The organism is Rhodopila sp. (assembly GCF_965276935.1).
In the GTDB taxonomy this organism is placed as follows: Bacteria; Pseudomonadota; Alphaproteobacteria; order Acetobacterales; family Acetobacteraceae; genus Rhodopila.
Genome location: NZ_CBDIBS010000002.1, coordinates 797237 through 821649 on the forward strand (window position 1 = coordinate 797237; position 24413 = coordinate 821649).

General features: G+C 64.8%; 21 protein-coding genes. 11 read left to right on the forward strand and 10 right to left on the reverse strand.

Annotated features, from left to right (window positions below; genetic code table 11):
* The first annotated feature begins 137 nt into the window (after window positions 1-137).
* Complete coding sequence (locus tag ACQY4S_RS06710) at window positions 138-2000, forward strand: capsule biosynthesis protein (RefSeq protein ID WP_428484408.1); 1863 nt, start codon at window positions 138-140, stop codon at window positions 1998-2000.
* Between the two features lie 89 nt (window positions 2001-2089).
* Here ACQY4S_RS06710 and ACQY4S_RS06715 read toward each other — a convergent pair whose 3' ends face one another.
* Together ACQY4S_RS06715 and ACQY4S_RS06720 are read right to left on the reverse strand one after the other, a co-directional pair.
* On the reverse strand, window positions 2090-3982 hold the full coding sequence (locus ACQY4S_RS06715) for a glycoside hydrolase family 66 protein (RefSeq protein ID WP_428484409.1): 1893 nt from the start codon (window positions 3980-3982) through the stop codon (window positions 2090-2092).
* Window positions 3982-4632 carry a hypothetical protein gene (locus tag ACQY4S_RS06720; protein ID WP_428484410.1) on the reverse strand — a complete coding sequence of 217 codons (651 nt, stop codon included), beginning with the start codon at window positions 4630-4632 and terminating at the stop codon, window positions 3982-3984. The genes ACQY4S_RS06715 and ACQY4S_RS06720 overlap by 1 nt, the downstream gene beginning before the upstream one ends.
* A gap of 728 nt (window positions 4633-5360) precedes the next feature.
* Between ACQY4S_RS06720 and ACQY4S_RS06725 the strand changes: the two genes are divergently transcribed.
* Together ACQY4S_RS06725 and ACQY4S_RS06730 are read left to right on the forward strand one after the other, a co-directional pair.
* Complete coding sequence (locus tag ACQY4S_RS06725) at window positions 5361-6452, forward strand: HlyD family secretion protein (protein WP_428484411.1); 1092 nt, start codon at window positions 5361-5363, stop codon at window positions 6450-6452.
* 11 nt (window positions 6453-6463) lie between these two features.
* Entirely contained in the window at window positions 6464-8005 is a 1542-nt protein-coding gene (locus ACQY4S_RS06730; protein ID WP_428484412.1) for a DHA2 family efflux MFS transporter permease subunit, read from the forward strand.
* 118 nt (window positions 8006-8123) lie between these two features.
* Here the strand turns inward: ACQY4S_RS06730 and ACQY4S_RS06735 are convergent, their stop codons facing one another.
* From ACQY4S_RS06735 to ACQY4S_RS06745, 3 genes are all read right to left on the reverse strand, one after another.
* Window positions 8124-8612: a hypothetical protein gene (locus tag ACQY4S_RS06735; protein ID WP_428484413.1), complete on the reverse strand. Its 489-nt coding sequence runs from the start codon at window positions 8610-8612 to the stop codon at window positions 8124-8126.
* Between the two features lie 359 nt (window positions 8613-8971).
* The gene (locus ACQY4S_RS06740) at window positions 8972-10624 is read right to left on the reverse strand and encodes a thiamine pyrophosphate-binding protein (protein ID WP_428484414.1); all 1653 of its coding nucleotides are present in this window, start codon (window positions 10622-10624) and stop codon (window positions 8972-8974) included.
* Window positions 10625-10641: 17 nt separating this feature from the next.
* Window positions 10642-11871 (reverse strand): CaiB/BaiF CoA transferase family protein, encoded by a 1230-nt coding sequence (locus ACQY4S_RS06745; RefSeq protein ID WP_428484415.1) that lies wholly within the window; start codon window positions 11869-11871, stop codon window positions 10642-10644.
* A gap of 148 nt (window positions 11872-12019) precedes the next feature.
* Here ACQY4S_RS06745 and ACQY4S_RS06750 point away from each other — a divergent pair, with 148 nt between their 5' ends.
* From ACQY4S_RS06750 to ACQY4S_RS06765, 4 genes are all read left to right on the forward strand, one after another.
* Window positions 12020-14017 (forward strand): protein-disulfide reductase DsbD family protein, encoded by a 1998-nt coding sequence (locus tag ACQY4S_RS06750; RefSeq protein WP_428484416.1) that lies wholly within the window; start codon window positions 12020-12022, stop codon window positions 14015-14017.
* 178 nt (window positions 14018-14195) lie between these two features.
* Window positions 14196-15353, forward strand: coding sequence for a DUF2336 domain-containing protein (locus ACQY4S_RS06755; RefSeq protein ID WP_428484417.1), 1158 nt, complete (start codon window positions 14196-14198; stop codon window positions 15351-15353).
* Window positions 15354-15406: 53 nt separating this feature from the next.
* Window positions 15407-15694 carry a BrnT family toxin gene (locus ACQY4S_RS06760; RefSeq protein ID WP_428484418.1) on the forward strand — a complete coding sequence of 96 codons (288 nt, stop codon included), beginning with the start codon at window positions 15407-15409 and terminating at the stop codon, window positions 15692-15694.
* Window positions 15675-15971, forward strand: a complete 297-nt coding sequence (locus ACQY4S_RS06765; protein ID WP_428484419.1) for a BrnA antitoxin family protein — start codon at window positions 15675-15677, stop codon at window positions 15969-15971. Before ACQY4S_RS06760 ends, ACQY4S_RS06765 begins: the two co-directional genes overlap by 20 nt.
* A gap of 134 nt (window positions 15972-16105) precedes the next feature.
* On the opposite strand, the gene ACQY4S_RS06770 is transcribed toward ACQY4S_RS06765, so the two are convergent.
* From ACQY4S_RS06770 to ACQY4S_RS06780, 3 genes are read right to left on the reverse strand one after another with little or no spacing between them, the layout of a single operon-like run.
* Entirely contained in the window at window positions 16106-16894 is a 789-nt protein-coding gene (locus ACQY4S_RS06770) for an HpcH/HpaI aldolase family protein (protein ID WP_428484420.1), read from the reverse strand.
* A gap of 24 nt (window positions 16895-16918) precedes the next feature.
* On the reverse strand, window positions 16919-18382 hold the full coding sequence (locus tag ACQY4S_RS06775; RefSeq protein ID WP_428484421.1) for a serine hydrolase domain-containing protein: 1464 nt from the start codon (window positions 18380-18382) through the stop codon (window positions 16919-16921).
* Complete coding sequence (locus tag ACQY4S_RS06780) at window positions 18379-19302, reverse strand: phytanoyl-CoA dioxygenase family protein (RefSeq protein WP_428484422.1); 924 nt, start codon at window positions 19300-19302, stop codon at window positions 18379-18381. The genes ACQY4S_RS06775 and ACQY4S_RS06780 overlap by 4 nt, the downstream gene beginning before the upstream one ends.
* A 95-nt stretch (window positions 19303-19397) precedes the next feature.
* Here ACQY4S_RS06780 and ACQY4S_RS06785 point away from each other — a divergent pair, with 95 nt between their 5' ends.
* The 3 genes from ACQY4S_RS06785 (at window position 19398) to ACQY4S_RS06795 (ending at window position 21940) form a co-directional block, all read left to right on the forward strand.
* Complete coding sequence (locus ACQY4S_RS06785) at window positions 19398-19913, forward strand: Uma2 family endonuclease (RefSeq protein WP_428484423.1); 516 nt, start codon at window positions 19398-19400, stop codon at window positions 19911-19913.
* A gap of 198 nt (window positions 19914-20111) precedes the next feature.
* On the forward strand, window positions 20112-21308 hold the full coding sequence (locus tag ACQY4S_RS06790; RefSeq protein WP_428484424.1) for an LLM class flavin-dependent oxidoreductase: 1197 nt from the start codon (window positions 20112-20114) through the stop codon (window positions 21306-21308).
* On the forward strand, window positions 21305-21940 hold the full coding sequence (locus ACQY4S_RS06795) for a nucleoside 2-deoxyribosyltransferase (RefSeq protein ID WP_428484425.1): 636 nt from the start codon (window positions 21305-21307) through the stop codon (window positions 21938-21940). Before ACQY4S_RS06790 ends, ACQY4S_RS06795 begins: the two co-directional genes overlap by 4 nt.
* 126 nt (window positions 21941-22066) lie before the next feature.
* Here ACQY4S_RS06795 and queF read toward each other — a convergent pair whose 3' ends face one another.
* Window positions 22067-22528, reverse strand: coding sequence for a preQ(1) synthase (queF, locus tag ACQY4S_RS06800; RefSeq protein ID WP_428484426.1), 462 nt, complete (start codon window positions 22526-22528; stop codon window positions 22067-22069).
* A 123-nt stretch (window positions 22529-22651) separates the two neighbouring features.
* On the reverse strand, window positions 22652-23341 hold the full coding sequence (locus tag ACQY4S_RS06805; RefSeq protein ID WP_428484427.1) for an SDR family NAD(P)-dependent oxidoreductase: 690 nt from the start codon (window positions 23339-23341) through the stop codon (window positions 22652-22654).
* A gap of 221 nt (window positions 23342-23562) precedes the next feature.
* On the opposite strand from ACQY4S_RS06805, the gene ACQY4S_RS06810 reads away from it, so the two are divergent.
* A complete protein-coding gene (locus tag ACQY4S_RS06810) occupies window positions 23563-24402 on the forward strand; it encodes a transporter substrate-binding domain-containing protein (protein ID WP_428484428.1) in 840 nt (279 codons plus the stop codon).
* Window positions 24403-24413: the final 11 nt, after the last annotated feature.

Sequence of the window (24413 nt, forward strand, 5' to 3'; positions counted from 1 at the left end):
ATGGCGGATTGGCTCCCAACAGTTAACCTGGGTATATTTTGTTCTGAGATATGAAGTCGCATCAAAACCCGGTGATTCCACGATACGATCGGTTGTGAAATTGTTTGCATCAGATCAGCGGCCTGCGGGATGAACCGGTGAGCCAAGCACGCAATGCCGAGGCAGCCAGTCTTCGCGTGCTGTTTCCGGAACTCGCGGCTGTCGACCCGCCAGCCTATTCTCTGGAAAGTTCACGAACATCACGCGCCCAATGGCTGTCGCGCCGCTCGGGGCATGTCCTCGTGCTCGCATCTGGGTTGCTGCGGACACCACATTTCCACAAGCGCGTGCCCTGGCTCAGTGGCACGGTGACGACGATCTGGCGGAATGGGACAGCCCAGCCAGGCTGGCTGGAAGACGCCCTTGCCCGATCGCTTGCCGACCAGACCTTGATCGAGGCGGAAGCGCTGGCGGCCCGGCTGGTGCGCGAGGAAACCGGTGGCACGTTCTGGGCCGAGCCGCCGGATCAATCGCTGCTGCGTCATGGGCGCGTGCTGGTTCAAGCGGGGCCCGACCGGGCGCTCGCCGCGCGTATGTTGCGGGCGGCACTGGATAGCGGCGACGCCGCCCGCGTCATCTTGCTGCTGCCGCGGCCGGATCATGGGCTTGCCGAAACCGCGCGGCGGCAGGGTTGCGCGGTACTGGCCGGCGCGTTCGACCCTTGGCCGTTGCTGGCCGCCGCCGTGGCGATGCACGCGGCTTCGGGACACGACGAACTGGCCGTGCTGGCGCGGCTGGCGGGGGTGCCGGTGCACTGTCACGCCCCCGGTTTGGCGGCGAACCATGGTCCCGCGGACGTCGCCGCCGCCGTCCTGTTGCTGGGCACGCGCTATGCCGATCCGTTCACCGGCCGGCAGATCGGCTGCGCCGACGCGCTCGATATCGTGGCCGAGTGGCGGCGGGTGACACGCGCCAACCGCGCGATCGGCGCCTGTTCGGGCATGTCGTTCTGGAAGCGCCGCCGCATCGCCGCGTTCTTCCACACCGGTGAGCACGCGCCGCCGCATCGCCAGGGTGCCGCCGCGGCGATGCGCGCCGCGAAGGGGCGGGCGGTGGCGGTCTGGTCGTCTCGAATTCCACCGGGCCTCCAGCAGGCCGCGGCGGCCGAGGGCCGAACCCTGCTGCGGGTCGAGGACGGCTTCGTGCGTTCCCTCGGCCTTGGCAGTGGCTTCCTGCCGCCCTGCTCGGTGATCGCGGACGCCAGCGGCATCTACTACGATCCGTCCCAGCCGAGTGATCTCGAGACGCTGTTGCGCGAGACCCGCTTCGAGCCGGCACTGCTGGCCCGCGCTCGGCGGTTGATGGACCGGCTGGTGCGCGAGGGGATTACCAAGTACGGCGCCGGCGGCGCCGCGGTGGCGCTGCCGCCGGCGGATGGACGGCGGCGCGTGCTGGTGCCAGGCCAGGTGGCCGACGATCTTTCGGTGCGCCTGGGCGGCGCCGGGGTGGCCGGCAACGAGGATCTCCTGGCTCGCGTCCGCGCCGCCAATCCTGATGCTCTGGTGATCTACAAGCCGCATCCCGATGTCGATGCCGGCCACCGCGCGGGCGCGATCCCCGACACAATCGTGCGTCGCCATGCCGACATTGTCGTGCGCGGCGTGCCGATGGCGGCGCTGATCGCGGCGGTCGACGAGGTGCACACGCTCACCTCGCTGGCCGGCTTCGAGGCGCTGCTGCGCGGACGGCGGGTGGTGGTGCACGCCCAGCCTTTCTACGCCGGCTGGGGCCTGACCGAGGACCTGGCACCTCTGCCGCGGCGCGACCGGCAGCTTAGCCTCGAGGAATTGAGCGCCGGCGTGCTGCTGCTGTATCCCCGCTACCTCGATCCGGTGACCGAATTGCCTTGCCCGATGGAAGTGCTGCTCGACCGGCTTGCAAGCCGGTCGATCTGGCGCGAAACCGGACTGATGCGACTGCGCCGGCTGCAGGGGCGGATGCGCGCGCGACTGGTCCGATAGTCCGACGGTCGGCATGCCGCTTCCGGGCGAAAGCCCAGCCGTTTTTCAGCCGGCCACGCCAGAGCAGGACAAACCTCCCGAAGCCGCCGCTACGGCATCGTATAATCACTCGTGGACAGTCCATCCAGCTCAAGCCAGACCATGTCCCAATACAGCAGGCTCGGCGCCGTGAAGGTGATGTACGTCCCGGTTGCATCGCTGCCTTTGGCATAGGACAGCGACTGCGGCGTCCCGTGGTTCACGTCGGGACTGGCGAACCACAGCAGATTGCTGCCCGTCAGCGTGCCGCTATAATACATCTTGATGCCGATGGCGCCCAGCCGTGTTGGCGCCGGCTGGTTCGCGTTGGTGTCCTGAATGCCGTTGCTGGGCAACTGGGAATAGTTCAGCAGATGGAGGATTTGCAGCCCAGGACGGATCTTCGGAAGCAGATAGACCTGCCCCGCCGCACCTGTGCTGCCTCCGGTTGCCCCGGACGTGATCGCCGCCGGCTGGGTTGCATCCGACACCGCGCTGCGCAGCAGCTTTTCCATCGCGACGCCGAATGTCTGGTAGTCATATTCCGACTGCATGGCGGCCGGAGACATCAGAAGCTGAGCACCAGGAACATAGATGTTGGAGATGAACCGGTCGCCGTCCGCCAGGTAGACATGGTAGGCGCCGGCGGCGAATATCGTCGCATCGATGTAAAGCAGGCCCGGCAGATTGAAATAGCAGGGCGTCGACCCACCCCCAGAGATGCAGCTCGCCGTATTGGAATAGGTGTCGTCCATGTAGATCGGAAGGTCTATGCCCTTGTTCGTAAAGCTGCGGACCGTGGCGGTCAGACCGTTGATGGACGGATAGTACGGCGTGTCGCCAAACTCCGGGTGGGTCTCGCGGTAGTAGAAATCCTGCTGCGCATTCGTCGCGACATCGGCCTCATCCCAGCCTGAGACATTGTTGATGACGCCGCGCGTGTTCAGGGCGGAGCGGACCGCGTTCTGAAATCCGCTCAGCGCCGTCGTCATGTTGATGACGTTGCCGCTCGCGTTGTAGACTTTGCCGGGATCACCCAAGGTGTCGATCTGCAAGCCATCATAGCCGAGGTTGCGGATGAACGGGGCATTCACCGTTTCAAAGTAGCTGATCCAGGCGGCGTTGGTCGGATCCATCTCCGCCAGCCATGGCGCTGCCCAACCGGCTGGAAACAAGCCTCCCGATCCGCCGTTCGACGGCGTACCAGCCATGTTCGCCAGCGTGCACGACGGCGCGCAGTTCGTCGCGAACATGCCCCATGACAGCGAAGGACCGGTGCCGTCAGTGGAGAAGTTGGGATAGGCGCCATTCCACAAGGTATAGTTGAAAACCGCCATCCGCTTGGCATGAGCGGCACCAATATAGGACTCGAGGACCGTTCGGCTGATCATCGTGTTCGAAAGGTTCGGCCAAGCTAGATTCGGGCTGTAGGGCAGATGATGCTTGAAGTTGTCATCGTAGAACTGAAGCACGTTGCAGTGCCAGGCGTTCAGCCCCGCGACAAGGGCCTGCGTGCTGGTTCCGGCGGTGAAGTTCGTCACGAAACATTCGCGGGGGTACGTCGCCCAGTCCGCCGACGCCTCCAACGCGGCGCCTGCCATGTCCACCGTCGTGGCGCCACTCGTTGCCGTCAGGCTCACCAGGTAGCCATGGTCGTTGACGCCGGCCGGTATCTGGAACGCAAGGTCAACGGTCTGCGCCGCGCCAATCGCCAAGGCGGTGACGGAACTGGTCGATGTCGCCCCGACCACGCGCCCACGTCCGCTCATGACGCCCGCCAGGTTTCCGCTGAACACGCTCCCGGTGTTGTTGACCAGGGTGGCGATGACGTGGGCGACCTGCCCGGCGGTGTAGCTCTGCGCATCGGTCGTGACGGCGTTGATCAGCGGGCCGGTCAGGGAAGGCGACGCTTGCGCCGACGCGCTGGCCAGCAGCGTCAGAAAAGCGATGGCAAGGCGCTTCATCAGAACGAACCCAGCGCGGTACGCTTCCAGGTATTCGCGGTAACGCACACATAGACGTAGTTGAAGTCCCATGAGATCATTCCGGTTGTGCAGGAGGAGGAGGATGTAGCCGGCGTGTATCTCTGCTCAATCAGGATTGACTGCGAGGCAACGTCCAGCCTGGAGCCAGGCGTCATCGTCCCGATCCCGACGTTGCCATAGACGGGATCGACATAGATACGCGGCTGGTAGCCGTTGTTCGCGAACACGATCGGCAGGTTCTCCGACGATAAAATGCCGATGCTCGTGGCAGCCGCCCCGATGAAGGTGGACTGCGATCCACCCCTGGTGAACTGCATCTGCGCCATTGCGGCGCCAGACACCGTCGGCGTTCCGCTGAAAGCCGGCGACGGCGCGAAGTATAGATTAGGCCACACGCCAAGGATGGGGCCGTAGGCGGGACCCAGGTCGGCCGCGGCGCCGCCTGTCGGGATGAACGATGTCAGCCATGCCGAGAGAAGCTGCGTGGTTCCTCCCGCACTTGCCACCGCGCCGGTCGCGACGGTTCCGTTCAGTATTCCGCCATTCAACGTCAGGTTTGTCTGAACGTTGCCCGATGACTGCGCGGCAGCAGCCGAAGTTAGCAGGATCAGGCAGAAAACTGATTTCATGATTTGACGCATCGCTACTCCAATGACGTGGTGTCTGATGGATGATTGACTGGAAAGATCGCGCCGCCGTGGTTGCCAACGGGTCGGTCGCCAACGGGTCGGTGGTCTAAATCGGACCCAGACCCTGATGACCGGGATCGAGGAGATATGGCGGACAATGCTCACCATTTCCGCGACGCTACGCACCGCCTGGAGCTCACGCACGAGAACCCAGCCCAGGTTCGTCGCGGAAACCGCTTGCGAGGGCGTGCTAGCCGGTATCCTGCCCCCGAAGTTGGTCATGTCTCATGACAGACGGAGGAAATGAGCAGACCACTGGAAACAAACAATCAGTGGCCGGCGTCCGAACTTCGTCCACGATGGCTAACTTCTGGCCCAGGACACCAGATGCCAATAACTGCAATCCTGCAAAGGAATATATACGAACTTGGGTCATCCAGTCAAGTTTTGTTTCCTATAACGAGCATGGCCAGTGTCAAAGCCTGTTAAACCCGAGGTGGTTCCTGTCAAGTTCTCCGGTGGTGACATGTGTCATGCCACAACAGCCTCAACGAGGGCGCTGGGCAATGCCTTGTCGTGCCACGCCCGCAGCCCGGTTGCGTAAGCAGCCTTGCCCTTTCCGCATCCAAGCCGCGTCGGTTGCGCATGACGGTTTGCCTTGCGAAGTCAGACTAAGAAGCTAGCTTACGATCAGCTTCCCATACGGTCTAACCCGCAAGGCTTCATTCATGTCTCAGGCTGCTTCCGCCTATCAGGGCGACATCGCCGTCCGCCCAAAAGCACGCGGGCGATCCCGCAAGACGATCATCCGCTGGAGCCTGATGGCCGGTGGCGTTCTGGCGGTTGTTGCCGGCGGTGCGGGCTTCTGGCTGTCCAGCGGCCGCTGGACCGACACCGACGACGCCTATGTTCAGGCGGACAGCATGACGTTGTCCACTGACGTGTCCGGCGTCGTCGCGGCCATTCCGGTGCACGAGGGCGAGGCGGTCACCAAAAGTCAGGTGCTGTTCCGGCTCGACCCGCTGAAGTTCCAGATCGCCTTGGACAATGCGCAGGCGGATCTGGCGCAGGTCCGGCTGAACATCGAATCGATGAAGGCGGACTATCAGGCGGCGCTACGCGACACCGCGGCCAAGCAGCAGCAGGTGAATTCGGATCAGTCCACCTACAACCGGCTGGCCTCGCTGGTGGCGATGCATGCCGTGACGCAACAGGCGACCGACGACGCGCGCTTCAAGCTGGCGGCCGATCAGCAGGCAGTGAACGCCGCGCAAAGCCAGGCGCGCGCCCAGTTGGCGAAACTGGCCGGCAACCCCGACATCAAGGTCGAGGACACGCCCGCCTACAAGCAGGCCCTGTCGCGCCTGAACGAGGCACAGCGGGAGCGTAACCATTCCGTCGTGCGGGCGCCCTATGATGGCATCGTCACCCAGGTCAACAAGCTGCAGATCGGCATGTACCTGGGCGCCAGCTCGGCCGCGTTCGGTCTGGTTTCCACCGACCATGTCTGGGTGGAGGCGCAGCCGAAGGAGACCCAGTTGACCTACGCCAGGAAAGGCGACCACGTCGACGTCAGCTTCGACCTCTATCCGGGGCGCACCTGGGACGGCACCGTGCAGGATATCGCGCCGGCAACCGATCAGAATTTCTCCTTGCTGCCGGCGGAAAATTCGTCAGGCAACTGGGTGAAGGTGGTGCAGCGGATCCCGGTCCGGGTGCGGGTCGACATGAAGCCCGGTGACCCGATGCTGCGCGCCGGCATGAGCGCCGAGATCGACGTCGATACCGGGCACGTCAGAACCCTGTCCGATCTGTTCTAGGACTTCATCCGATGTCTGGTCAGCAAGAGCAGGTGGTGCCATATCGCGGGATCATCACGGTCTGCGCGATGATGGCGACCTTGATGCAATCGCTGGATTCGACGATCGCCAACGTGGCGCTGCCATACATGCAGGGCAGCCTGTCGGCCAGTTCCGACCAGATCACCTGGGTGTTGACATCCTATATCACCGCGGCGGCGATCATGACCGCCCCGGTGGGGTGGCTATCGGCGCGGTTTGGGCTGAAGTGGGTGTACCTGGTCTCGATGATCGGCTTCACCACCGCCTCGATGCTGTGTGGCGTCGCCGGATCGTTGCCCGAGATGGTCGGCTTCCGCCTGCTGCAGGGCGTATTCGGCGCGGCGCTGGTGCCGCTGTCCCAGTCCACCATGCTGAACATCTATCCACCGGAAAAGCGCGGTTCGGCCATGGCCATCTGGGGCATGGGCGTGATGGTGGGGCCGATCCTGGGACCGACGCTGGGCGGCTATCTGACCGAAATCTACAACTGGCGCTGGGTCTTCTTCGTCAACCTGCCATTCGGCGTCGCGGCGACCGTCGGCATGGCGCTGTGCCTGCCGAGGACCGAGCCTGGGTCGGGCATGAAGTTCGACTGGTTCGGCTTCGGCGTGTTCGCGATGGGAATCGCCGGATTGCAGTTGATGCTGGACCGCGGCGAAACGCAGGACTGGTTCGGCTCGACCGAGATCATCATCGAGGCGGTGATGGCCGGTCTCGGGTTCTATCTGTTCATTGTCCACATGCTTACGGCGGAAAAGAAGCCGTTCATCACCGCCAGCGTGTTTAGGGATCGCAACCTGTCAGCCGGGCTGCTGGTGATGTTTGCGGTGGGCCTGGTGCTGTTCGCGGTGTCGGCCCTGCTGGCGCCATGGTTGCAGGATCTGGCGAACTATCCGGTGGAGACAGCGGGGTTGGCCATGGCGCCGCGCGGCATCGGCACGATGGCGGCAATGATGATTTCCGGGCGGCTGTCGAACAAGGTCGACCCGCGCGCGCTGATGGCGCTTGGGATCGTCGTGCTGGCCTGGAGCCTGTATCGCATGACCGGATGGACCCCGGCGGTCTCCGACATGACGGTCATCACCAACACGATGGTGCAAGGGGCGGGATTGGGTTTCGTGTTCGTGCCCTTGCAGGTCATCGCCTTCGCGACGTTGGCGCCGGCGCTGCGGACCGAAGGCACCGCGCTGCTGAGCCTGTTGCGCAATGTCGGCAGTGCCATCGGGATTTCCGTCACCAGCGCGCTGGTGACGCGGAACGGGCAGATCGAGCACTCGGTGCTGGCCGGCTACATTACGCCGATGAACCGGGCGTTCCAGGGGGCCGCCGCCAGCCTGATGCCGACAACCCCGCACGGCGCTCAGGTGCTGAACGGGATGCTGACCCACCAGGCCGAGATCGTCGCCTATAACAACGACTGGAAGCTGATGATGCTGACGGCGTTGCCGATGCTGTTGCTGCTGCCGTTGATGCGTGGACCGAAAAAAGGTGCGGTGGGCGCGGAGCCGGGTCACGCGGCGATCATGGATTGACCGGCGTCCGGCCTTTAGCGCGTGATCGCCTGAGGCTGACTTAGTCAGAAGGCGTGAATCACGCGATCAAACAAAGGGTTAAAGCGCGACTTCTGGGTCAACCTAAACCAATCGCGCTTTAATTGGGCTGTTGCTCAAGCCCCGCGAGCAATGGCAGGGACAGATCGCCAACGCTGCGACGCCCGCCCCGGCGACTGGTTGCCGGCTCCACCGGAAACTGTGCCGCCTGCGTCGCCCGCAGGCGTAGCAGTTCATCCAGCAGCCGGTCGACCGTCGTCCAGATCGGCTCATCTCCCTGACGCTCCCGCATGATCAGGCGGTGCGCCGCCAGGGTCACGTTCAAGGTTCCGCGCGTGGTTTCCGGTCGTGGCATCCGCATCTGCACCAGGACCTTCTCGATTTCGTCGAGCGGCTTTTCCATCGCCGCCGAAATCGCTTCCGGCGACAGGCCCGCCCGCCGCATCTGGCGAGCCTCCGCCGCCTCTTTCGGGGTCAACAGCAGGGGCGGACGCAGCGCCTCGGTTTGTTTCGAGATATCCCCGGCGCCATTGCCGGGTGGCTTACCTTTAAAGGCCATCCGCACCGTCTCCTGCATCCAGGGCTTCATCAGCCTGCGATCCGCCAAGCTATCGCGCCACCGCTGGAGTCGTGACGATTTCGCGCACCGAATCGCTACGTCTTTATAACTCGGATGATATCATGCCCCTGGTCAAGGCCTGGCGTGCAAGCTGAACGCGCGGAAGGTGCCGGCCATGAGGGTACGGTCAGGTGCGCGGGATTGCCGGCGCCATGAAGAAGCGGCCGGCAACCGTGTTCATGGCCAGCAGAACGGCACCTGAGCAGATGACCCGGACCAGCCGAACCATCACCCTGTAGAAACGCCGCCAGCGGCGACACCTCCTGTCGATCCGTCTCCCTTCCTCATGGCTTAGAGCGCGCCATGAGGTGGAGAGACCGGCCACCGGATCAGGTTGAGTAATCCGAGAACGCCACCCCGGAGAATCGGGCCCGGTAATCGGTGCGCACGTTGACCAGGGCGACCATCCCCTCGTCAACCTTCCGCTGAGCCCGTTCCAGCGCCGGGGCGATGTCTTCCACCTGGGTGATGTATTCGCCGTAGCCGCCCAACGCCTCGCAGATCTTGTCGTAGCGCGTGTAGCCCAGATCGCGGCCGGGCTTTTCCCGCTTCGGATCGCCGGTCCAGCCGCCGTTCAGGCTGATCACCACTAGGATCGGGATCTTGTGGCGGATCGCGGTATCCAGTTCCATCGCGTTCAGCCCCATCGAGCCGTCGCCATGCACCACGATCACCTGCTTGTCCGGACAGGCAACCTTGGCGCCGACGCCGAATGGCAGACCGACACCCATCGTGCCGAACGGCCCGGAGTTCAACCGATGTCCCGGCGCGAAGGTCGACATGGTCAGCCGGCCGAAGTTCAGCGTCTCCTGCCCGTCGACGCACAGGATGGCGTCGCGCCTGGCGAAGTCGCGCACCGCTTCCAGCATGCGGACCGGGTGGATGTCGCCGTCTTCCTGCAGCTTGTTGGCGCCGGCGGCGGAGCGTTTCGCCACCTCGCCATCCGCCAGTTGCTTGCGCCAGCCGCTGTAGCTGTCCGGATTTACCCGGCCCTTGATGCCGGCGAGCAACTGGCCCAGCACCGCCTTGCAGTCGCCGACGATGGGGATGTCGACATAGCGGGCGGCGGCGCCGATCTCGGCCGGATCGATATCGATACGGGCGATCTTCGCCGCCGGCCCGAACCGAGGCGGGCTGGCATGACCAATGATGTAGTTCATCCGCGTGCCCAGCACGATGATCAGGTCGGCGTCGCGGAACGCGCCCGATCGCATCGCCAGATAGGAATAGGGATGGTCGTCCGGCACCACGCCGCGGCCCTGCGGCGTGGTGTAGAACGGGATGCCGGCGGCCTCCACGAACGCCTGCATCTCCGCCCAGGCGCGCGACCAGATCACCCCCGATCCTGACACGATCAGCGGGTTCCGCGCCTCGGCCAGCGCGCCGATCAGCGCGTCGACCTGACGCGGGTCGCCCATCGGGCGGCTGTCCAGCATCGGCCGGCCGGCAAAGCTCCAGTCCACCAGGTTCTCGTCGATCTTCTGGTACAGCATGTCGCCGGGGCAATCGAGATACACCGGACCCGGCTTGCCGCTCATCGCCTTCTGGAAGGCGAAGTTGATCTGCTGCGGGATGCGCTTCAGGTTGACCAGCCGGTCGACGTGCTTGCAGCAGCCGCGCATCAGCTCGACCTGATCGATCTCCTGGAACACCTGCCGGCCGAACTGCGACAGCGGGCTGGACCCGCCCAGCGCCACCACCGGGCAGCAATCGACCAGCGCGTTGGCCATGCCGGTGATCAGGTTGGTAACGCCGGGACCGGAGGCCGCCATGCAGGCCGACGGCACCTGTTTCAGCCGGCTGTAGGCCTGGCACATGAACGCCGCCGCCTGTTCATGGCGGACATCGATCATGCGGATGCCTTCCTTGATGCAGGTGGCCTCGGCCAGCAGCATCGGGCCACCCATGATGTAGAAAAGATCCTTGATCCCTTCCTTCTCCAGGCAGCGGGCAATGATTTCCGAGCCGGTGAGTTCCGCCATTTCTTGTCTCCCTCGATTTAACCGATGATCTTGTCGGACCGCAGCGCGCTGACCTGGTCCGCCGCCAGTCCCAGCCAGTTGGCCAGCACCTCGTCGTTGTTCACCCCCAGCAAGGGGGCCGGCCGCACCGGCGGCGGCCTGCCGGAGAAGCGGACCGGCCAGCCAACCATCTTGAACGGTCCGACAACCGGGTGGTCGATGGTTTGCATGATGCCGCGGGCCTCGAACGTCGGGTCGGTGTGCAGCTCCATCGTGTCCAGCACCGCGCCGGCGGGGATGCCGGCGGCGCCGATGATCTCCATCGCCGCGTGCTTGCTGTGCTGGCGGGTCCAGTCGGCGACCATCGCGTCCACTTCCTGCTTGCGTTCGGCGCGCGCGGCGGGGGTGGCGTAGCGTGGGTCGTCCACCAGGTCCTCGCGCCCGATCACCGCCAGCAGACGGCGCCAGTGCTCGGGGTTGGCGCGGGAGGTATAGACATAGACGAAATCGTTCGGCCCGCCGCCTTGGCTGGGATAGGTGCCCATCGGCGGATTGCCGCCGGACACGCTGCTGTCGGCGGCACGCGGCGCGGCGCGCCCGGTGCGTGCCTGCATGGCGAAGGCGATCCGCATGTAGTGCAGCATGGCATCCTGCATCGCCACCTGCAGGTGGTCCCCCTGCCCGGTGCTGGCGCGGCGGAACAACGCGCCCAGGATCGAGATCGCCAGCAGCATGCCGGTCCCGGTGTCGCCCAGCGATGGCCCAGGCTTCAGCGGCCGGCCATCCAGTTCACCGGTAATGCTCATGGGGCCACCGCAGGCTTGCGCGATCATGTCAAAGGCGAGGTTCTTCTCATACGGGCTGCCCTCGCCAAAACCCTTGACCTGACAATAGACGATCGCCGGGTTCAGCGCGCGGACCACATCGGCGCCGAGACCAAGCCGCTCGATCGCGCCGGGGGCAAAGTTCTCCACCATCACGTCGGCCTTCGCCGCCATGTCCTTGACCAGCCGCAGGCCGCGCGGGTCCTTCAGGTTGACGCTGACGGATTTCTTGTTGGCGTTGAACTCCAGGAAATACGGGTCGTCCACATCCGGCTTGCCGCCCAGCGACCGGCCCGGATCGCCGCCCTTGGGATTTTCCACCTTCACCACTTCGGCGCCCAGCCAGGCCAGGGTTTCGGTGCAGGAGGGGCCGGCCTCGAACTGCGTCATGTCCAGGACGCGGATGCCGGACAGGCAGTCGCCACCAAAGCTGTTGGACGCCATGCGCGTTTTCCCCTCGGTTGCCCCACTGCGGTTGCCCCGCTGACCTGGCGCAACGCTAGAGCGAAAAATCCGCGAAGGTAAGTCCCTTGGCTGGCACACCGCGTTCGTCGGGTGCATATCTGCACGGTTCCCGGCAGGCGGAGGGCGTATGAGGTGGCTTCTGGCGGTGTTGTTCGTGCTGGTCGCAGCGCCCGCGATGGCGCTGGAAAGCGCGCCGGTCACCAGTCCGCGCGCGATCGCCACGCTGGTTACCGAAACCGATGCGATCCAGCCGAATGCGCCGTTCCGCGTTGCGCTGCGTCTGCGCCTGGCGGATGGCTGGCACACCTATTGGAAAAATCCCGGCGACGCCGGCGTGGCGCCGGACCTGACCATCCAGAACGCGACGGCCTCGCCGATCGACTGGCCAACACCGCGCCGCGTCCAGGAAGGGCCGGTGATGACCTACGCCTACATCGGCGAGGTGCTGCTTCCGGTCACGCTGACCTCCACCACCGGCGTGATCCGGGCGCATGCGCAGTGGCTGGTGTGCAAGGATATCTGCGTGCCGGAGGAAGGCGATTTCTCGCTCAACCTGCCGATCGGCGCGCCCAGGCCCTCGGCTCAGGCGCCGCTGTTCCGGGCGCATGACCGGGCGGTGCCGCGCGCCTCGCCGTGGGCGGCACGGATCGCACCGGACGGCACGCTGTTCGTGCAGGGGCCGGAGCTGACCCAGGCAACCGTGACCGACGCCTGGTTCATTCCGGACCAGCCGAACCGGATCCAGGACGATGCGGCGCAGCCGTTGTCGGTGCGCCAGGGCGGCTTCACCCTGGCACTGAAGCCGGCTGGCGGCTTTGATGCGGCAAAAGGTCTTGGCGGCGTGCTGTCTGTGCGCGACCGCGCCGGAATGCAGGCGGACGTGCTGATCCAGGCGGCGCCCGGACCGGCGCCCGCGCCGGCACTGCCGCCCTTGCCCCAGGTGTTGGCCTTCGCGTTGTTCGGCGGGCTGATCCTGAACCTGATGCCATGCGTGTTCCCGATCCTGGCAATGAAGGCGGTGGCGCTGGCCCGCGGTGTTCACGGCAACCGCAACCACACGGTTTCCTACACGGCTGGGGTCCTGGTCACCTTCATTGCGCTCGCCGTCGCGCTGCTGATCGCCCGCCGGGCTGGTTCGGCGGCCGGATGGGGCTTTCAGTTTTCCTCGCCGCTGTTCGTGGCGGCGATGGCATGGCTGCTGCTGGCGGTCGGGCTGAACCTGTCGGGTGTGTTCCAGATTGGCGGAAGGCTGGCCGGCGCCGGCAGCGGCCTGGCGCGCCATCAGGGTCATCTGGGCAGCTTCTTTACCGGCCTGCTGGCGGTGCTGGTCGCCACGCCGTGCACCGCGCCGTTCATGGGGGTGGCGGTCGCCGCCGGGCTGGCCGCGCCGCCGGCGGTCACCGTCCTCGTGTTCGTGGTGATGGGGCTCGGGCTGGCGATACCTTATGTCGCGCTTGCCACTCTCCCTGGCGTGGCACGGCTGGTGCCGCGGCCAGGGCCATGGATGGAGGTGCTGAAGCAGGCGCTGGCCTTCCCGATGTATGGCGCCGCCGCCTGGCTGCTATGGGTCATCAGTCAGGAGGCCGGCTCGACCGGCGTCCTGGTCACGGCGGCCGGGGCGGTGCTGGTTGGCTTCGCGGCGTGGCTGTTCGGGGCGAGCCAGACCGGTTCGTTGCGGATGCGCCGCATCGCCCAGGTGACTGCCGCCGCGGCGGTGCTGACGGCGGCCCTCGGCTTGAATGGGCTCGGACCGATGGCGCCGGAGGGCTCGGCGCCGGTCGCCGGCGCGGGTGAGCGCTTCACGCCGTCCCGGTTGGCGGAGCTGCGGGCGCAGGGGCGGCCAGTGTTTGTCAACATGACGGCGGCCTGGTGCGTAACCTGCCTGGTGAACGAGCGGGTGGCGATCTCGACCGGCCCCGTAGAACAGGCCTTCGCCGCCGGCGACGTGGCCTACCTGAAGGGGGACTGGACCCGCCAGGACCCGGCGATCACCGCTTTCCTGCGACAGAATGGACGCGACGGCGTGCCGCTTTATGTGTTCTTCCCGGCCGGCGGCGGCCAGCCGGAGGTGCTGCCGCAGATCCTGACAGAGAACACGGTGCTGCGCTTGCTGCGGACCTCTTAAAGCGTGATCGCGTCGAGCGGCAGGTTCAAGGCGCATGACCCCTGCGATCAAGCAAACGGCCAGACCAGTGTCAGGCGGACAACCAGCTTGCCAATGGTCCAGGAAAGCCGCTTCGGTTAACCCATTGTTTATCAGTCCTCGGCAGATTGGGTCGATCAGAATCAACCTGAGGTGCTGAATGGTTGCCTCCCTCACGCAGCAGGACGTCATCCGGCTGCTGTCCGAACCCTCTCCCGCCCTGCGCGCCGAGATCGCCGACAAGGTCGCGGTCAACCTCTCGGGCGTCAGCCTGGCGCCGCGGGAGGTTACGCTGGCGCAAGACATCGTGCGCCTGCTGGCGCGCGACCTGGCAACCGAGGTCCGTGCCGCCCTCTCGCTTGGCCTGCGCCATTCACGCAATCTGCCGCACGATGTGGCCGTGAAGCTGGCGGCCGACATCGATGCCGTCGCCCTGCCCCTGCTGGCCGACAACCTGGTGCTGACGGATGACGACCTGATCGAGATCGTCCGGCACGGCTCGTCGCCCAAGCAGGTGACGATCGCCAGCCGCCCCAACCTGACCGAGACGGTGTCCGGCGCCCTGATCACCCATGCCGGGGAGCCGGCGGTGGTGGCGCTGATGGCGAACAAGACAGCGAACATCGACGAGGACAGCCTGAACCACGCGGTCACCCGATTCGCCGAAAGCGATCCGGTCAAGCAGGCGATGGTAATGCGCCACAGCCTGCCGATCACTGTCTCCGAACGGCTGGTCAGCCTGGTATCGACCGAATTGCAGGCGCATCTGGTCAAGGTGCACGCCTTGTCGCCGGCGGCGGCGGCCGACATCGTCCTGGCCTCCCGCGAGCATGCGATCATCCATCTCAGCCTGGGTTCTTCCGAGGAAGACCTGCAGCGGATGGTGACGCAGATGCACCACAACGGGCGATTGACGCCGTCCCTGATGCTGCGCGCGCTGTGCACCGGGGACATCGCCTTCTTTGAGGCGTCGATGGCGGTCAGAGGCGACATTCCGCTCGCCAACGCGCAGGTGCTGATCCATGAGCCGAGCCGGCGGGGCCTGGACGCGCTGTATCGGAAGGCGACGCTGCCACAGTCGTTGTTCGCCGCCGTGCGTGCCGCGGTCGATGTGGTCGCCGAGACCGGGTTCGATGGGAACGCCCGCGACCTGGAGCGTTTCCGCGCGCGCGTGATCAGCCGGGTATTGACCCTGGTGGATACCGTCGATCCTTCGGACGCCGACTACCTGATCGACAAGCTGGGCGACATATTGGTGCATGCGCCGACACCGGCGGGAGAAAACCAGTCAGGACAGCTTGCTGAATTGACGGGATAGGCGCTGACGCCGTATTTCTTGCTACAGCTTTTATCCTTGACCCACTCCAAGCAATGGCTTACACGATAATGCGGATCACGTTCGACCCGGTCAAGAATGCCAGGAACATCGCAGAACGCGGCCTGCCGTTCGACCTTGTCGCCGATCTCGAATGGGAAACGGCGGTTGCACGGGAAGATATCCGCCGCGACTACGGTGAACGGCGGATGCGCGTGATGGGTTTTCTTGGCGCACGCCTGCACATGGCCGTGGTGACATATCGGAATGACGCCGTGCATGTGATTAGCCTGCGCCGGGCGAACGAGAAGGAGGTACGGTGGTATGACGAAGCAAGACGATGACCGGGCTTCCCGGCCCGATGATGCGAACCCTGAATGGACGCAAGATGAAATCCGTGATGCGCGTCCTGCACTGGAGGTGTTCGAGGAGATCTTTGGCCCCGCCGCCGCCGAAACGGTAAAGCGCGGCCGCGGGCGGCCGGCGAAGGCGGACAAGAAGGTCAACCAGACGCTGCGGCTTGATGTCGATGTGCTGGACGCCTACCGGGGCAACGGGCCCGGATGGCAGGCGCTGATGAACCAGGTGCTGCGCGAGCATATGCCCAGCATGGCGAAATGACCGGAGCACGATCACGCTAAGCGGAGGTTCAAAGCGTGAATCGTGCGAAGGAGCGGGACCGCTTTCAGACCATGTAGCCAACCCAAAAGCGGTGCAGCGGACGGTGGAACTGACGGACGATGACCTCCCCGCCGTTACTTTCCCAATGCCTTGCGCAGGAATCCCGTGCGGGATTGCGCGCCGGCCATCATGAATGACCCATCCTGTCCGGACAGGATGAAACGCGCGCCCATCTCGATGTAACGCGGCATGATCGCCTCGTTGTAGATGCCCGCCATGCCGGGAAACTTGTCATGCCTCCCACAGGCGGCAATCATCTTGCCGTAGGCGTCGGCCAGGCGATCGTTGCCAAAGTCGCCGGGGATGCCCATTTCCGCGCACAGATCATTCGACCCGATCAGCAGGACATCGACGCCAGGGACGGCCGCGATCTCGTCGGCGTTGGCGATCGCGGTCGGCGTTTCCAGCATCACCACTGTCAGGTTGGCTGCGTTCAGCGCCTTCACCGCATCGCCGGTGGTCAGCTTGCCAAGCTGGTAATGCGGTCCCCACCCGCCGACCGAGCGGTGGCCGATCGGCGGGTATTTCAGTTTCTCCACCACCTCCCGCGCCTCGGCGGCGGTATCGACATGCGGCATGACAATGCCCAGCGCGCCGTTGTCCAGCGCGCGGGTGGCGATGGCATACTGCCCGTTCGGCACTCGGGCGATCGGCGCGATGCCGGCATCCAGCGCCGCCACGGCGATCTGCGCGCAGGCTTCCAGCGACATCACGCCATGCTCCATGTCCAGGAACAGCCAGTCAAACCCGGCGACGGCCATCGCCTTGGCGACTTCCACCGTACGGGTCATGCGGATGCCGACGCCGAGGGACAGGTGCCCCTGTTCCAGCTTCTCACGCGCGACATTGCGGACAATGGTCATGGCACGGTTCCTTGTTCCAAGGGATCAGGCGAAGCAGTCGACCGCGGTCGCGACCAGGCGATTGAGCGCTGACAGGTCCATCTTGTGATCAGTCTCGTTCGACACCGCGACGGTCAGCCGGTGACGTCGCAGGATGAAAATCCGCTGGTCCGACGCACCGGACGCCCAGGCCGTATCCAACGGCAGGTCGGGAAACAGCCGGTCGGCGTTGGTGCGGAAGCAGGCGGCGTAGCTGGTGCCGGTATGGGTGGCGGTCAACGCGTAATCGACCCAGCCTGGCGGCAGTATCCGCTCGTTGTTCCAGACCCCGTCGTTCAGATACAGAACGCCAAGCCTGGCATAGTCGCGCAGGGTGGCGAACCCGGCGCCCGAGGCAATCAGGTTGCCCGCCAAATCGGCCGAGTGCTGATAACTGCGCATCCCCAGACGATCCACCAGCAGCCCGTACGCCGTCTGGTGATACGGCAGGCCGTGGCGCTCGATCTGGTTGCGGATGACCGACCCCAGCACGTTCATGCCGCTATTGACATAGCGGAACACCGCGCCGGGCACAGTGGCGACGATGGATCGCTGCGCCGCCTCGTACGCATCGCCGGCGTCCTGATAAACGGCGCTATTCTCGAACCCGATGGTCACTTGGCCATCCTCGTGCCGCACCGGGAAGCCGAGGCCGGAGCGCATGCGCACCAGATGATCCAGCGTGATCAGGCGATGGATGCCGCGCGGATCGGACCACAGCGGCGCCGGTGCCGGATCGTGCATCGATCCCAGCCAGCCGTCATGGATCATCCGGCCGAGCACCGTGCAGGTGATCGCCTTGGTCATCGACCAGCTTGGCGTCGCCCGCTCCGGGTGACCGAAGGCGCTGTACCGCTCCGCCAGCACGCGATCCGGGCCGGCCACCAGCACGCCGTAGGCGCCAGGCGAACTGGCGAAGAAAGCGTCCAACGCCCCGGCCAGAGCGGCCGGCGGCGATGCGGGCCGCTCCACCGCGTCACCCCGCGGCCAGGACGCGCCGGCGTCGGGAAACCGTCGCGCGATCGGGTTTGGCGTGAACGCCGGGGCAGTGTGCGGCCCAAGCAGGATGCCGCCGTAGCCAGCACGCGCGACGGCATTGCCGATGACCGGACGGCTGAACGACGCATCGCTCCAGCGCACTGTTGCGCGCCGCTCCGTCATATCCGCGTCGATCACGATGTGCCCTGCCGCAAAGGCTGCCTGGGCTTCCGCCTGGATATCAAGGCCGGCCGGCCTCGCGTCCAGACCAGCCGGCGACGGAGCGGCTCGCAGGCGGAAATGCCGGTCGGCGGTGGCACGGTCCAGGCCGCTGACAAACATCATGTCGGCATAGCGCTTGGCGGCGAAGTTCACCGTCCGCTGACGCAGCGCCGCGATCGAGGCATCATACACCACGGGATCGACCGGTCCGTTGCCGAATGGATGCGGCGTCTGGTCGAAGATCAGTTCCACCGGCGGCGGCTGGGTCACCGCGCAAGCTCCGGTTCCCGCGCGGAAACCTGCCCCACGCGATCCGACCCCACAGGAGCTGACGAGGCGAAGAAGCGGGTCTTCATGCCCTTCTGATTCTCATACAGCGATCCTTGCAGCGTGGCGGGCGGCAGTGGCAGCCGCACCGGCGCGGCCGCCAGCCTCGGCTCGCTCGGCCGGCCGGCGACCATCAGCGCATCGAAAGCCTCGATGCCGCCGGGGAAGCCGAGGATCGGCCAGGCGTCGGCGGCGCGGAACTGGAACAGCAGCAGCCGGCGGTCGCGGTCGGAGACGTTGGGGGCGGAGCCGTGCACGGCGCGGACGTGGTGCACGGTGATCGATCCCGCCGCGCCGGTCAGCGGGACGGCTTTGGTGTAGTCGACGTCGTTGCGGGACGGGTCCATCGCGCCGCAAAATACGCCGTCGGCATGGTGGTCGAAGGTCGGCCCCCGGTGGCTGCCGGGGATGATCATCAGCGGTCCGTTCTCCATCGCCATGTCGTCGAACATGACGCCCACGGCGGCGAGGGCATCATTCGTGTGGGGATAGAAGGCCCAGTCCTGGTGCCACTCCACCGGCGCGCCGAAACCGGCGCATTTCATGTTCAGCTTGGCGGTGTCGAAGCGGATATCCGCACCCCAGAGGTCTTGCAGCACGGCAATGATCTTCGGGTGCCGAGTCAGCGCGGCATAGGCCGGATCGTGCAGGTGCGCGGCCTTGATGCGGCGGACGCGCGGGTTGTCCGCGGTATGGCTGTCCTCGAGATCAAGGATGTCGGTGTGGCCGGTCAGGCCGCGGGCGCGCTCGACAAAGCCGTTCGTCACCTCGCTGAGGGTGCGAACCTCGTTCGCGGTCAGGACGTCGGGCACGACGATCGCGCCGACTTCGTTGTATGCCTCGATCTGGGCCTTGCTGAGCATGGCGTTCCTCCTGTTGCTGGCAGCCTAGCAGCCTGTTTCCGGGTGGTCGAGGCGGACCGCTGGAGGTGCGGGATCGGCTCTGCTATGACGGCCTGATGGATGCCATTCTGGCTGAAGCATGGACGACCGATCGCTTCCTTGCCTGGGAAGACAAGCAGGAGGGAAAGCATGGGTTCGACGGGCGGAATGTCGTCCCGATGACCGGCGGCACCGTTGCGCACCAGCGCATCGTGTTCAACCTCTGCGTGGTTCTGGCTGGTGTCCTTGGCGACCGGCCGCTGACGGCGCTGCCTGAAATGCGCATCCGCGCCGGGGCCGGTGTCCGCTATCCCGATGTCGCGGTATGCGCCACCCCGCTCGCGCAGACGACCCGCACCCTGATCGACGCGGTAGCGCTTTTCGAAGTGCTGTCGGACGATACGGCTACCACTGACCGTGTGGTAAAACCGCTGAACTATGCGGCACTCCCGGCGCTGCGCTGTTACGTCCTGCTGGAACAGACCGCCGTTGCCGCGACGCTGTTTCAGCGGAGCCAGGCGGCGCCTGGGTCGCCAGCGCGCATACCGGCGGCGTTCTGGTCCTGCCGGGCCTGGATATCGATCTGCCGTTGACGAACCTCTACCGCAGCCTGACGTTCCCGATCTAGCGTCCTGCCCCGAAGCGCGTTGCATCACGCGGCGGACGTAGGGGACAAGCAGGCCACTGAAACAAGAGTGGTGCTCCGCCGCGCAACCCGCTCCGTCAAGCCACTCGGCCTTGCCAACCCCGCCGCCAGGCGTACTATCCTCCGATAAACGGGGGAACCGGCCATGATCACCAAATTCGACAGCCTGTACGCCGGCCATGTGGACCTGGACAACATCGGCTACGGCGGCACACCGGTCAACGACCGGCTGTACGACAACAGCCATCTGTCCACCGCCCTCGGCAAGGCGCAGTCGATGGCTCAGCTCATGGACCGGCTTGGCTTCTCCACCTTCTGGATGGCGGAGCACCACTTCCAGCGCGAAGGCACGGAATGCATCCCCAACGTGCTGCTGATGGCATTGCACCTGACGCACGTCACCCAGACGATGAAGATCGGCTGCGGCTTCAATATCGCACCGATGTGGCACCCGCTGCGCCTGGCCGAGGATTACGCGATGGCGGACATCCTGTCGAACGGCCGCGTCGTGTTCGGCGTCGGCCGCGGCTACCACACCCGTGAGGTCGAAACCTTCGGCGCCCCGCTGATCGACCAGGACGCCAATCGCGAACTGTTCGAGGAACAGGTCGATATCATCTTCAAGGCGTTCAACAACGACAGGTTCAGCCACCAGGGCAAGCACTACACCCTGCCGCCCGAGGTCCCGTATCGCGGCTACACCCTGAAGGACCTGACGCTGGTGCCGCGGCCGGCACGCCTGCCGGTGGAATGCTGGCAACCGATCCAGGGCGGATCAGAGCGCGCGCTGGCCTTCATGGCCAGGCACGGCATCCAGGGCATGGTCGGCGGTGGTTCGGCCGAGGGTGGCGCGATGCACAGTGTCGTCCGGAAATGGCAACAAGAACATGCCAAGCTCGGGCGGCACATCGATCTGGGCGAGCGGCTTTGCTTCGGCTTTCATTTCTACATCGGCGACAACAAGGAACAGTGCATCCGCGACGCCGCCAAGTATTACGAAGAGAACATGAAGATGTTTGGTGAATTGCGGCTAAGCCGAGCAATGACGGAGGAGCAGATCGAGATCATGCGGGACCCGCTGCGGGCGCCGACGGCGAAGCTGCCACGGATCGAGGACGCGGTGAAAGCCGGCGGCTTCCTGACCGGCTCGCCGGACGAGATCATCGAACACCTGAAGGCGCTGGAAAAGGCGTATCCTGGCCTCGACCGGATCTCCGTCAGCCTGTCGGTGGGCGTGCCCAGGGCGCTGGCGCTGGAGCAACTGGAACGTTTTGCCAAGGACGTAATGCCGGCGTTCAAGGGGTCCCGGATCGAGGTGAAGGAACCGGCATTCGCGAAGTGACTGATCGTCCGTCGGGATCGGGCCCGCACGAATACCCGAGGGTTTATCTCGCGGGTCCGATGGTTTTCGCCCCTGATCCGCTTGTTGTCTTCGACCACATGAAGATGCTCTGCCGCGAATTCGGTCTGGTTGGCGTCGCTCCGCTCGACAACCAGATCGGCCTGGAAACCATGCCGCTCGGCAAGGCCCTGCTGGCGCATATCGTGCGTGCCGACATTGCCTTGATGGACACGCTGGAGGCTGCCGTGTTCTGTCTCGACGGCATCCGGCGTGGGCCGGAGATGGACGCCGGCACCGCGTTCGAGATCGGCTACATGAAGGCCCGTGGAAAGCCGATCTCCGGCTGGACCCGTGATCCGCGCTCATATTCAGCCAAGGTCGCGGATTTCTTCCAGACCACCTACGGTGAAGCACTGGTGACGGCCGCGGCCAGTTCGACCGGCGGTACTTCCGGCATGCTGCGTGATCCGGATGGGATCTTGGTGCATTCGGAGGGCTGCGTGCAAAACGCGATGGTTCATGTCGGGATCGAACTGGCGGGCGGTACGGTGTCGGCTGATCCCGATTGGGAAGTCGCGTTCCGCGCCGCGCTGGCGTCGCTCGCGCAACAGCTTCGGTTGGATCGGAACTGACCGCTAGAGGTCATCGTGCGCCAGGCGACGCTGGAAGAGTGCGCCTGGACACCTGGTTGCCTGCGACAGCCATCTGACGATCCAGGCCCGAGACTGTCCATCAAACCGGTCACTTCCATCACCGGCCTAGCCACGTCCACGGTACGGGTTGATGCCCTGATCAGGAAGCCAGATGCCTTCGGGCAACTTGCCGAAGCTCCAGAATACGTCAATTGGAATACCGCCACGCGGATACCAGTATCCGCCAATCCGCAAGAAAATGGGTTCAAGGACCATCACCAGCCGCTTGCCAATGCCGATCGTGCATTCTTCATGAAAAGCACTGTGATTACGGAATGATGCCAGGAAAAACTTAAGCGACTTTGATTCGAGCAACCAAGAACCAGGTGCGTAATCGATGACAAGGTGCGCGAAGTCCGGCTGCCCTGTGACTGCGCAGAGGGAGGTAAATTCCGGCGCCGAGAAGCGCACGATGTAAGGTGCTTCGCTAGGCGGACTTGGTACCCGATCAAGCACGGCTTCGCCGGGCGTAGCCGGCGGAGGCGTGGAGAGACCGAGGTAGGTAAGCGACGGCGTTTCGTAGGCCATGAAGGCGGCATCCTGGGCTGTGCAGTCAAATGCGAGGTGTGGGAGACTCCACGGTTTTTCAACGTGGATAAGTCAGGCGGATCGTCAAAGCTGCAGCCCTGCGACGCCACAACCATGACAGAATCACGCGCCGCCACTGACCTCGATCGTCGTGCAGGTCACGAAGCTGGCCGCGTCGCTGACCAGGAAGTCCACGACAGCGGCGATTTCCTCCGGCTCGCCCGCTCGGCCCAGCGCACTGCTCAGTGCTCGCTGCTTCGAAACCTCCGGCACCCGCGCGCCCATCGCGGTCTTGATCAAGCCGGGCGCGATCGCGTTCACCCGAATGCCATGCTGGCCGAGGCGGCGGCCCAGGCTCTTGGTCATGTTGATGACAGCGGCCTTGGAGGCGCCATATTCCGCAACCATGCTGCCGTTCAGCCCGGCGATGGATGCGGTGGTGACAATCGATCCGCCCTGACCGGCGGCGATCAGGCGTTTCGCCATCCATTGAGATGCGAAGAACGGCACCCGCACATTTGCCGCCATCGTGTCGTCATACTGCTCGGGCGGCACGTCCAGCCAGTCGGTTTCCGGATGGAAGACGCCGGCGTTGTTGTAAAGCACGCGGATCAGGCCGTGATCCGTCTCGATCGCCGCCAGCGTGCTGGCCATCCGATCCAGCTCGGTCAGGTCGCACTGGTAATACGGCCAGTTGCCCTTGCTCTCCGCGCCGATGTCGACGCCGACCGCCAGAAAGCCGGACTGCGCCAGCTTGCGGCATGTGGCCTGTCCGATCAGGCCGTTGCTGCCCGTGATAACGGCGACCTGCATGTCGCTTTCTCCCTGCTATGCTCTTTGACAAACACTGGCACACCAGCGTGCGTCAGGGCAACCTCGGCCAGCCGCGAATTTCCGCGGCGCCTATACGGGATGCCCACGATCTACATAGGCATCGGCACCAAGCCTCGCGACAGATTATGCCGTCACGACCAACCGGTGGCACGGCGGTTGCGTGATCCCTCGCCAGGAACAATGAACCAAGGAGTCGCCTCATGCTGCGACGTGCCGCTCTGACCGGTGCCGGAGTCACCAGCCTTCTCGGCATGACGAACATCCATTCCGCCTATGCCGACACGCTGGACGAGGTGAAGAAGCGCGGCATCCTGACGGTCGGCACCGAAGCCGCCTATGTCCCCTACGAGTTCTTCAAGGACGGCCAGATCATCGGCTACGATCCCGAGATCGCCGACCTCATCATGGCGACGATCGGCGTCAAGTCGCGCTTCATCGACACGCAATGGAGCGGGATCATTCCGGCGCTGTACGCCGGAAAGTTCGACTGCATCATCTCCGGCATGACCATCACCAAGGAGCGTGCGGAGAAGGTCCTGTTCACCATGCCATACGCCGACGCCAGCAACGTGATCCTGCTGCGAGCGGATGAACAGCGGATCAAGGTTGCCGACGATCTGTCCGGCAAGATCATTGGGGTGACCCTTGGCAGCGCCGCGGCCGGCATCATCAAGGTCTTCGAGGCCAAGCTGAAGGCCGCGGGCAAACCGGGCTACGCCGACGTGAAGCAGTATGAACATAATCCGGAAGCGTATCAGGACCTGATCAACAAACGGATTGATGCGGTGGTGAACTCGCGCTCCACCATGATGGTGGTGATGCGCGATGCGCCGGGTCAGTTCAAGATGATATCCGGTGTCTCCGACATCGTTGCGTGGTTCGGCATGGCCTTCCGCAAGCAGGACGTGGCGATGCGAGATTTCTTCAACACTCATCTTCTGGCGATGAAACAGGATGGCACGCTTGCGAAACTTCAGCGGAAATGGTTCGGCGCCACGATGGACACGCCGGACACGATACCTGACATCCTGCCGTCATGAAGCCATGCGGC

Bases quoted from the DNA above. Each gene is read 5' to 3' on its own strand.
- ACQY4S_RS06740 (WP_428484414.1), bottom strand. From the start codon at position 10,624: ATGGCGGAACTCACCGGCTCGGAAATCATTGCCCGCTGCCTGGAGAAG.
- ACQY4S_RS06770 (WP_428484420.1), bottom strand. From the start codon at position 16,894: ATGACCATTGTCCGCAATGTCGCGCGTGAGAAGCTGGAACAGGGGCAC.
- ACQY4S_RS06750 (WP_428484416.1), top strand. From the start codon at position 12,020: ATGAGGTGGCTTCTGGCGGTGTTGTTCGTGCTGGTCGCAGCGCCCGCG.
- ACQY4S_RS06735 (WP_428484413.1), bottom strand. From the start codon at position 8,612: ATGAAGCCCTGGATGCAGGAGACGGTGCGGATGGCCTTTAAAGGTAAG.
- ACQY4S_RS06725 (WP_428484411.1), top strand. From the start codon at position 5,361: ATGTCTCAGGCTGCTTCCGCCTATCAGGGCGACATCGCCGTCCGCCCA.
- queF (WP_428484426.1), bottom strand. From the start codon at position 22,528: ATGGCCTACGAAACGCCGTCGCTTACCTACCTCGGTCTCTCCACGCCT.
- ACQY4S_RS06785 (WP_428484423.1), top strand. From the start codon at position 19,398: ATGGATGCCATTCTGGCTGAAGCATGGACGACCGATCGCTTCCTTGCC.
- ACQY4S_RS06745 (WP_428484415.1), bottom strand. From the start codon at position 11,871: ATGGCGTCCAACAGCTTTGGTGGCGACTGCCTGTCCGGCATCCGCGTC.
- ACQY4S_RS06715 (WP_428484409.1), bottom strand. From the start codon at position 3,982: ATGAAGCGCCTTGCCATCGCTTTTCTGACGCTGCTGGCCAGCGCGTCG.
- ACQY4S_RS06805 (WP_428484427.1), bottom strand. From the start codon at position 23,341: ATGCAGGTCGCCGTTATCACGGGCAGCAACGGCCTGATCGGACAGGCC.
- ACQY4S_RS06810 (WP_428484428.1), top strand. From the start codon at position 23,563: ATGCTGCGACGTGCCGCTCTGACCGGTGCCGGAGTCACCAGCCTTCTC.
- ACQY4S_RS06765 (WP_428484419.1), top strand. From the start codon at position 15,675: ATGACGAAGCAAGACGATGACCGGGCTTCCCGGCCCGATGATGCGAAC.
- ACQY4S_RS06720 (WP_428484410.1), bottom strand. From the start codon at position 4,632: ATGAAATCAGTTTTCTGCCTGATCCTGCTAACTTCGGCTGCTGCCGCG.
- ACQY4S_RS06780 (WP_428484422.1), bottom strand. From the start codon at position 19,302: ATGCTCAGCAAGGCCCAGATCGAGGCATACAACGAAGTCGGCGCGATC.
- ACQY4S_RS06730 (WP_428484412.1), top strand. From the start codon at position 6,464: ATGTCTGGTCAGCAAGAGCAGGTGGTGCCATATCGCGGGATCATCACG.
- ACQY4S_RS06790 (WP_428484424.1), top strand. From the start codon at position 20,112: ATGATCACCAAATTCGACAGCCTGTACGCCGGCCATGTGGACCTGGAC.
- ACQY4S_RS06755 (WP_428484417.1), top strand. From the start codon at position 14,196: ATGGTTGCCTCCCTCACGCAGCAGGACGTCATCCGGCTGCTGTCCGAA.
- ACQY4S_RS06760 (WP_428484418.1), top strand. From the start codon at position 15,407: ATGGCTTACACGATAATGCGGATCACGTTCGACCCGGTCAAGAATGCC.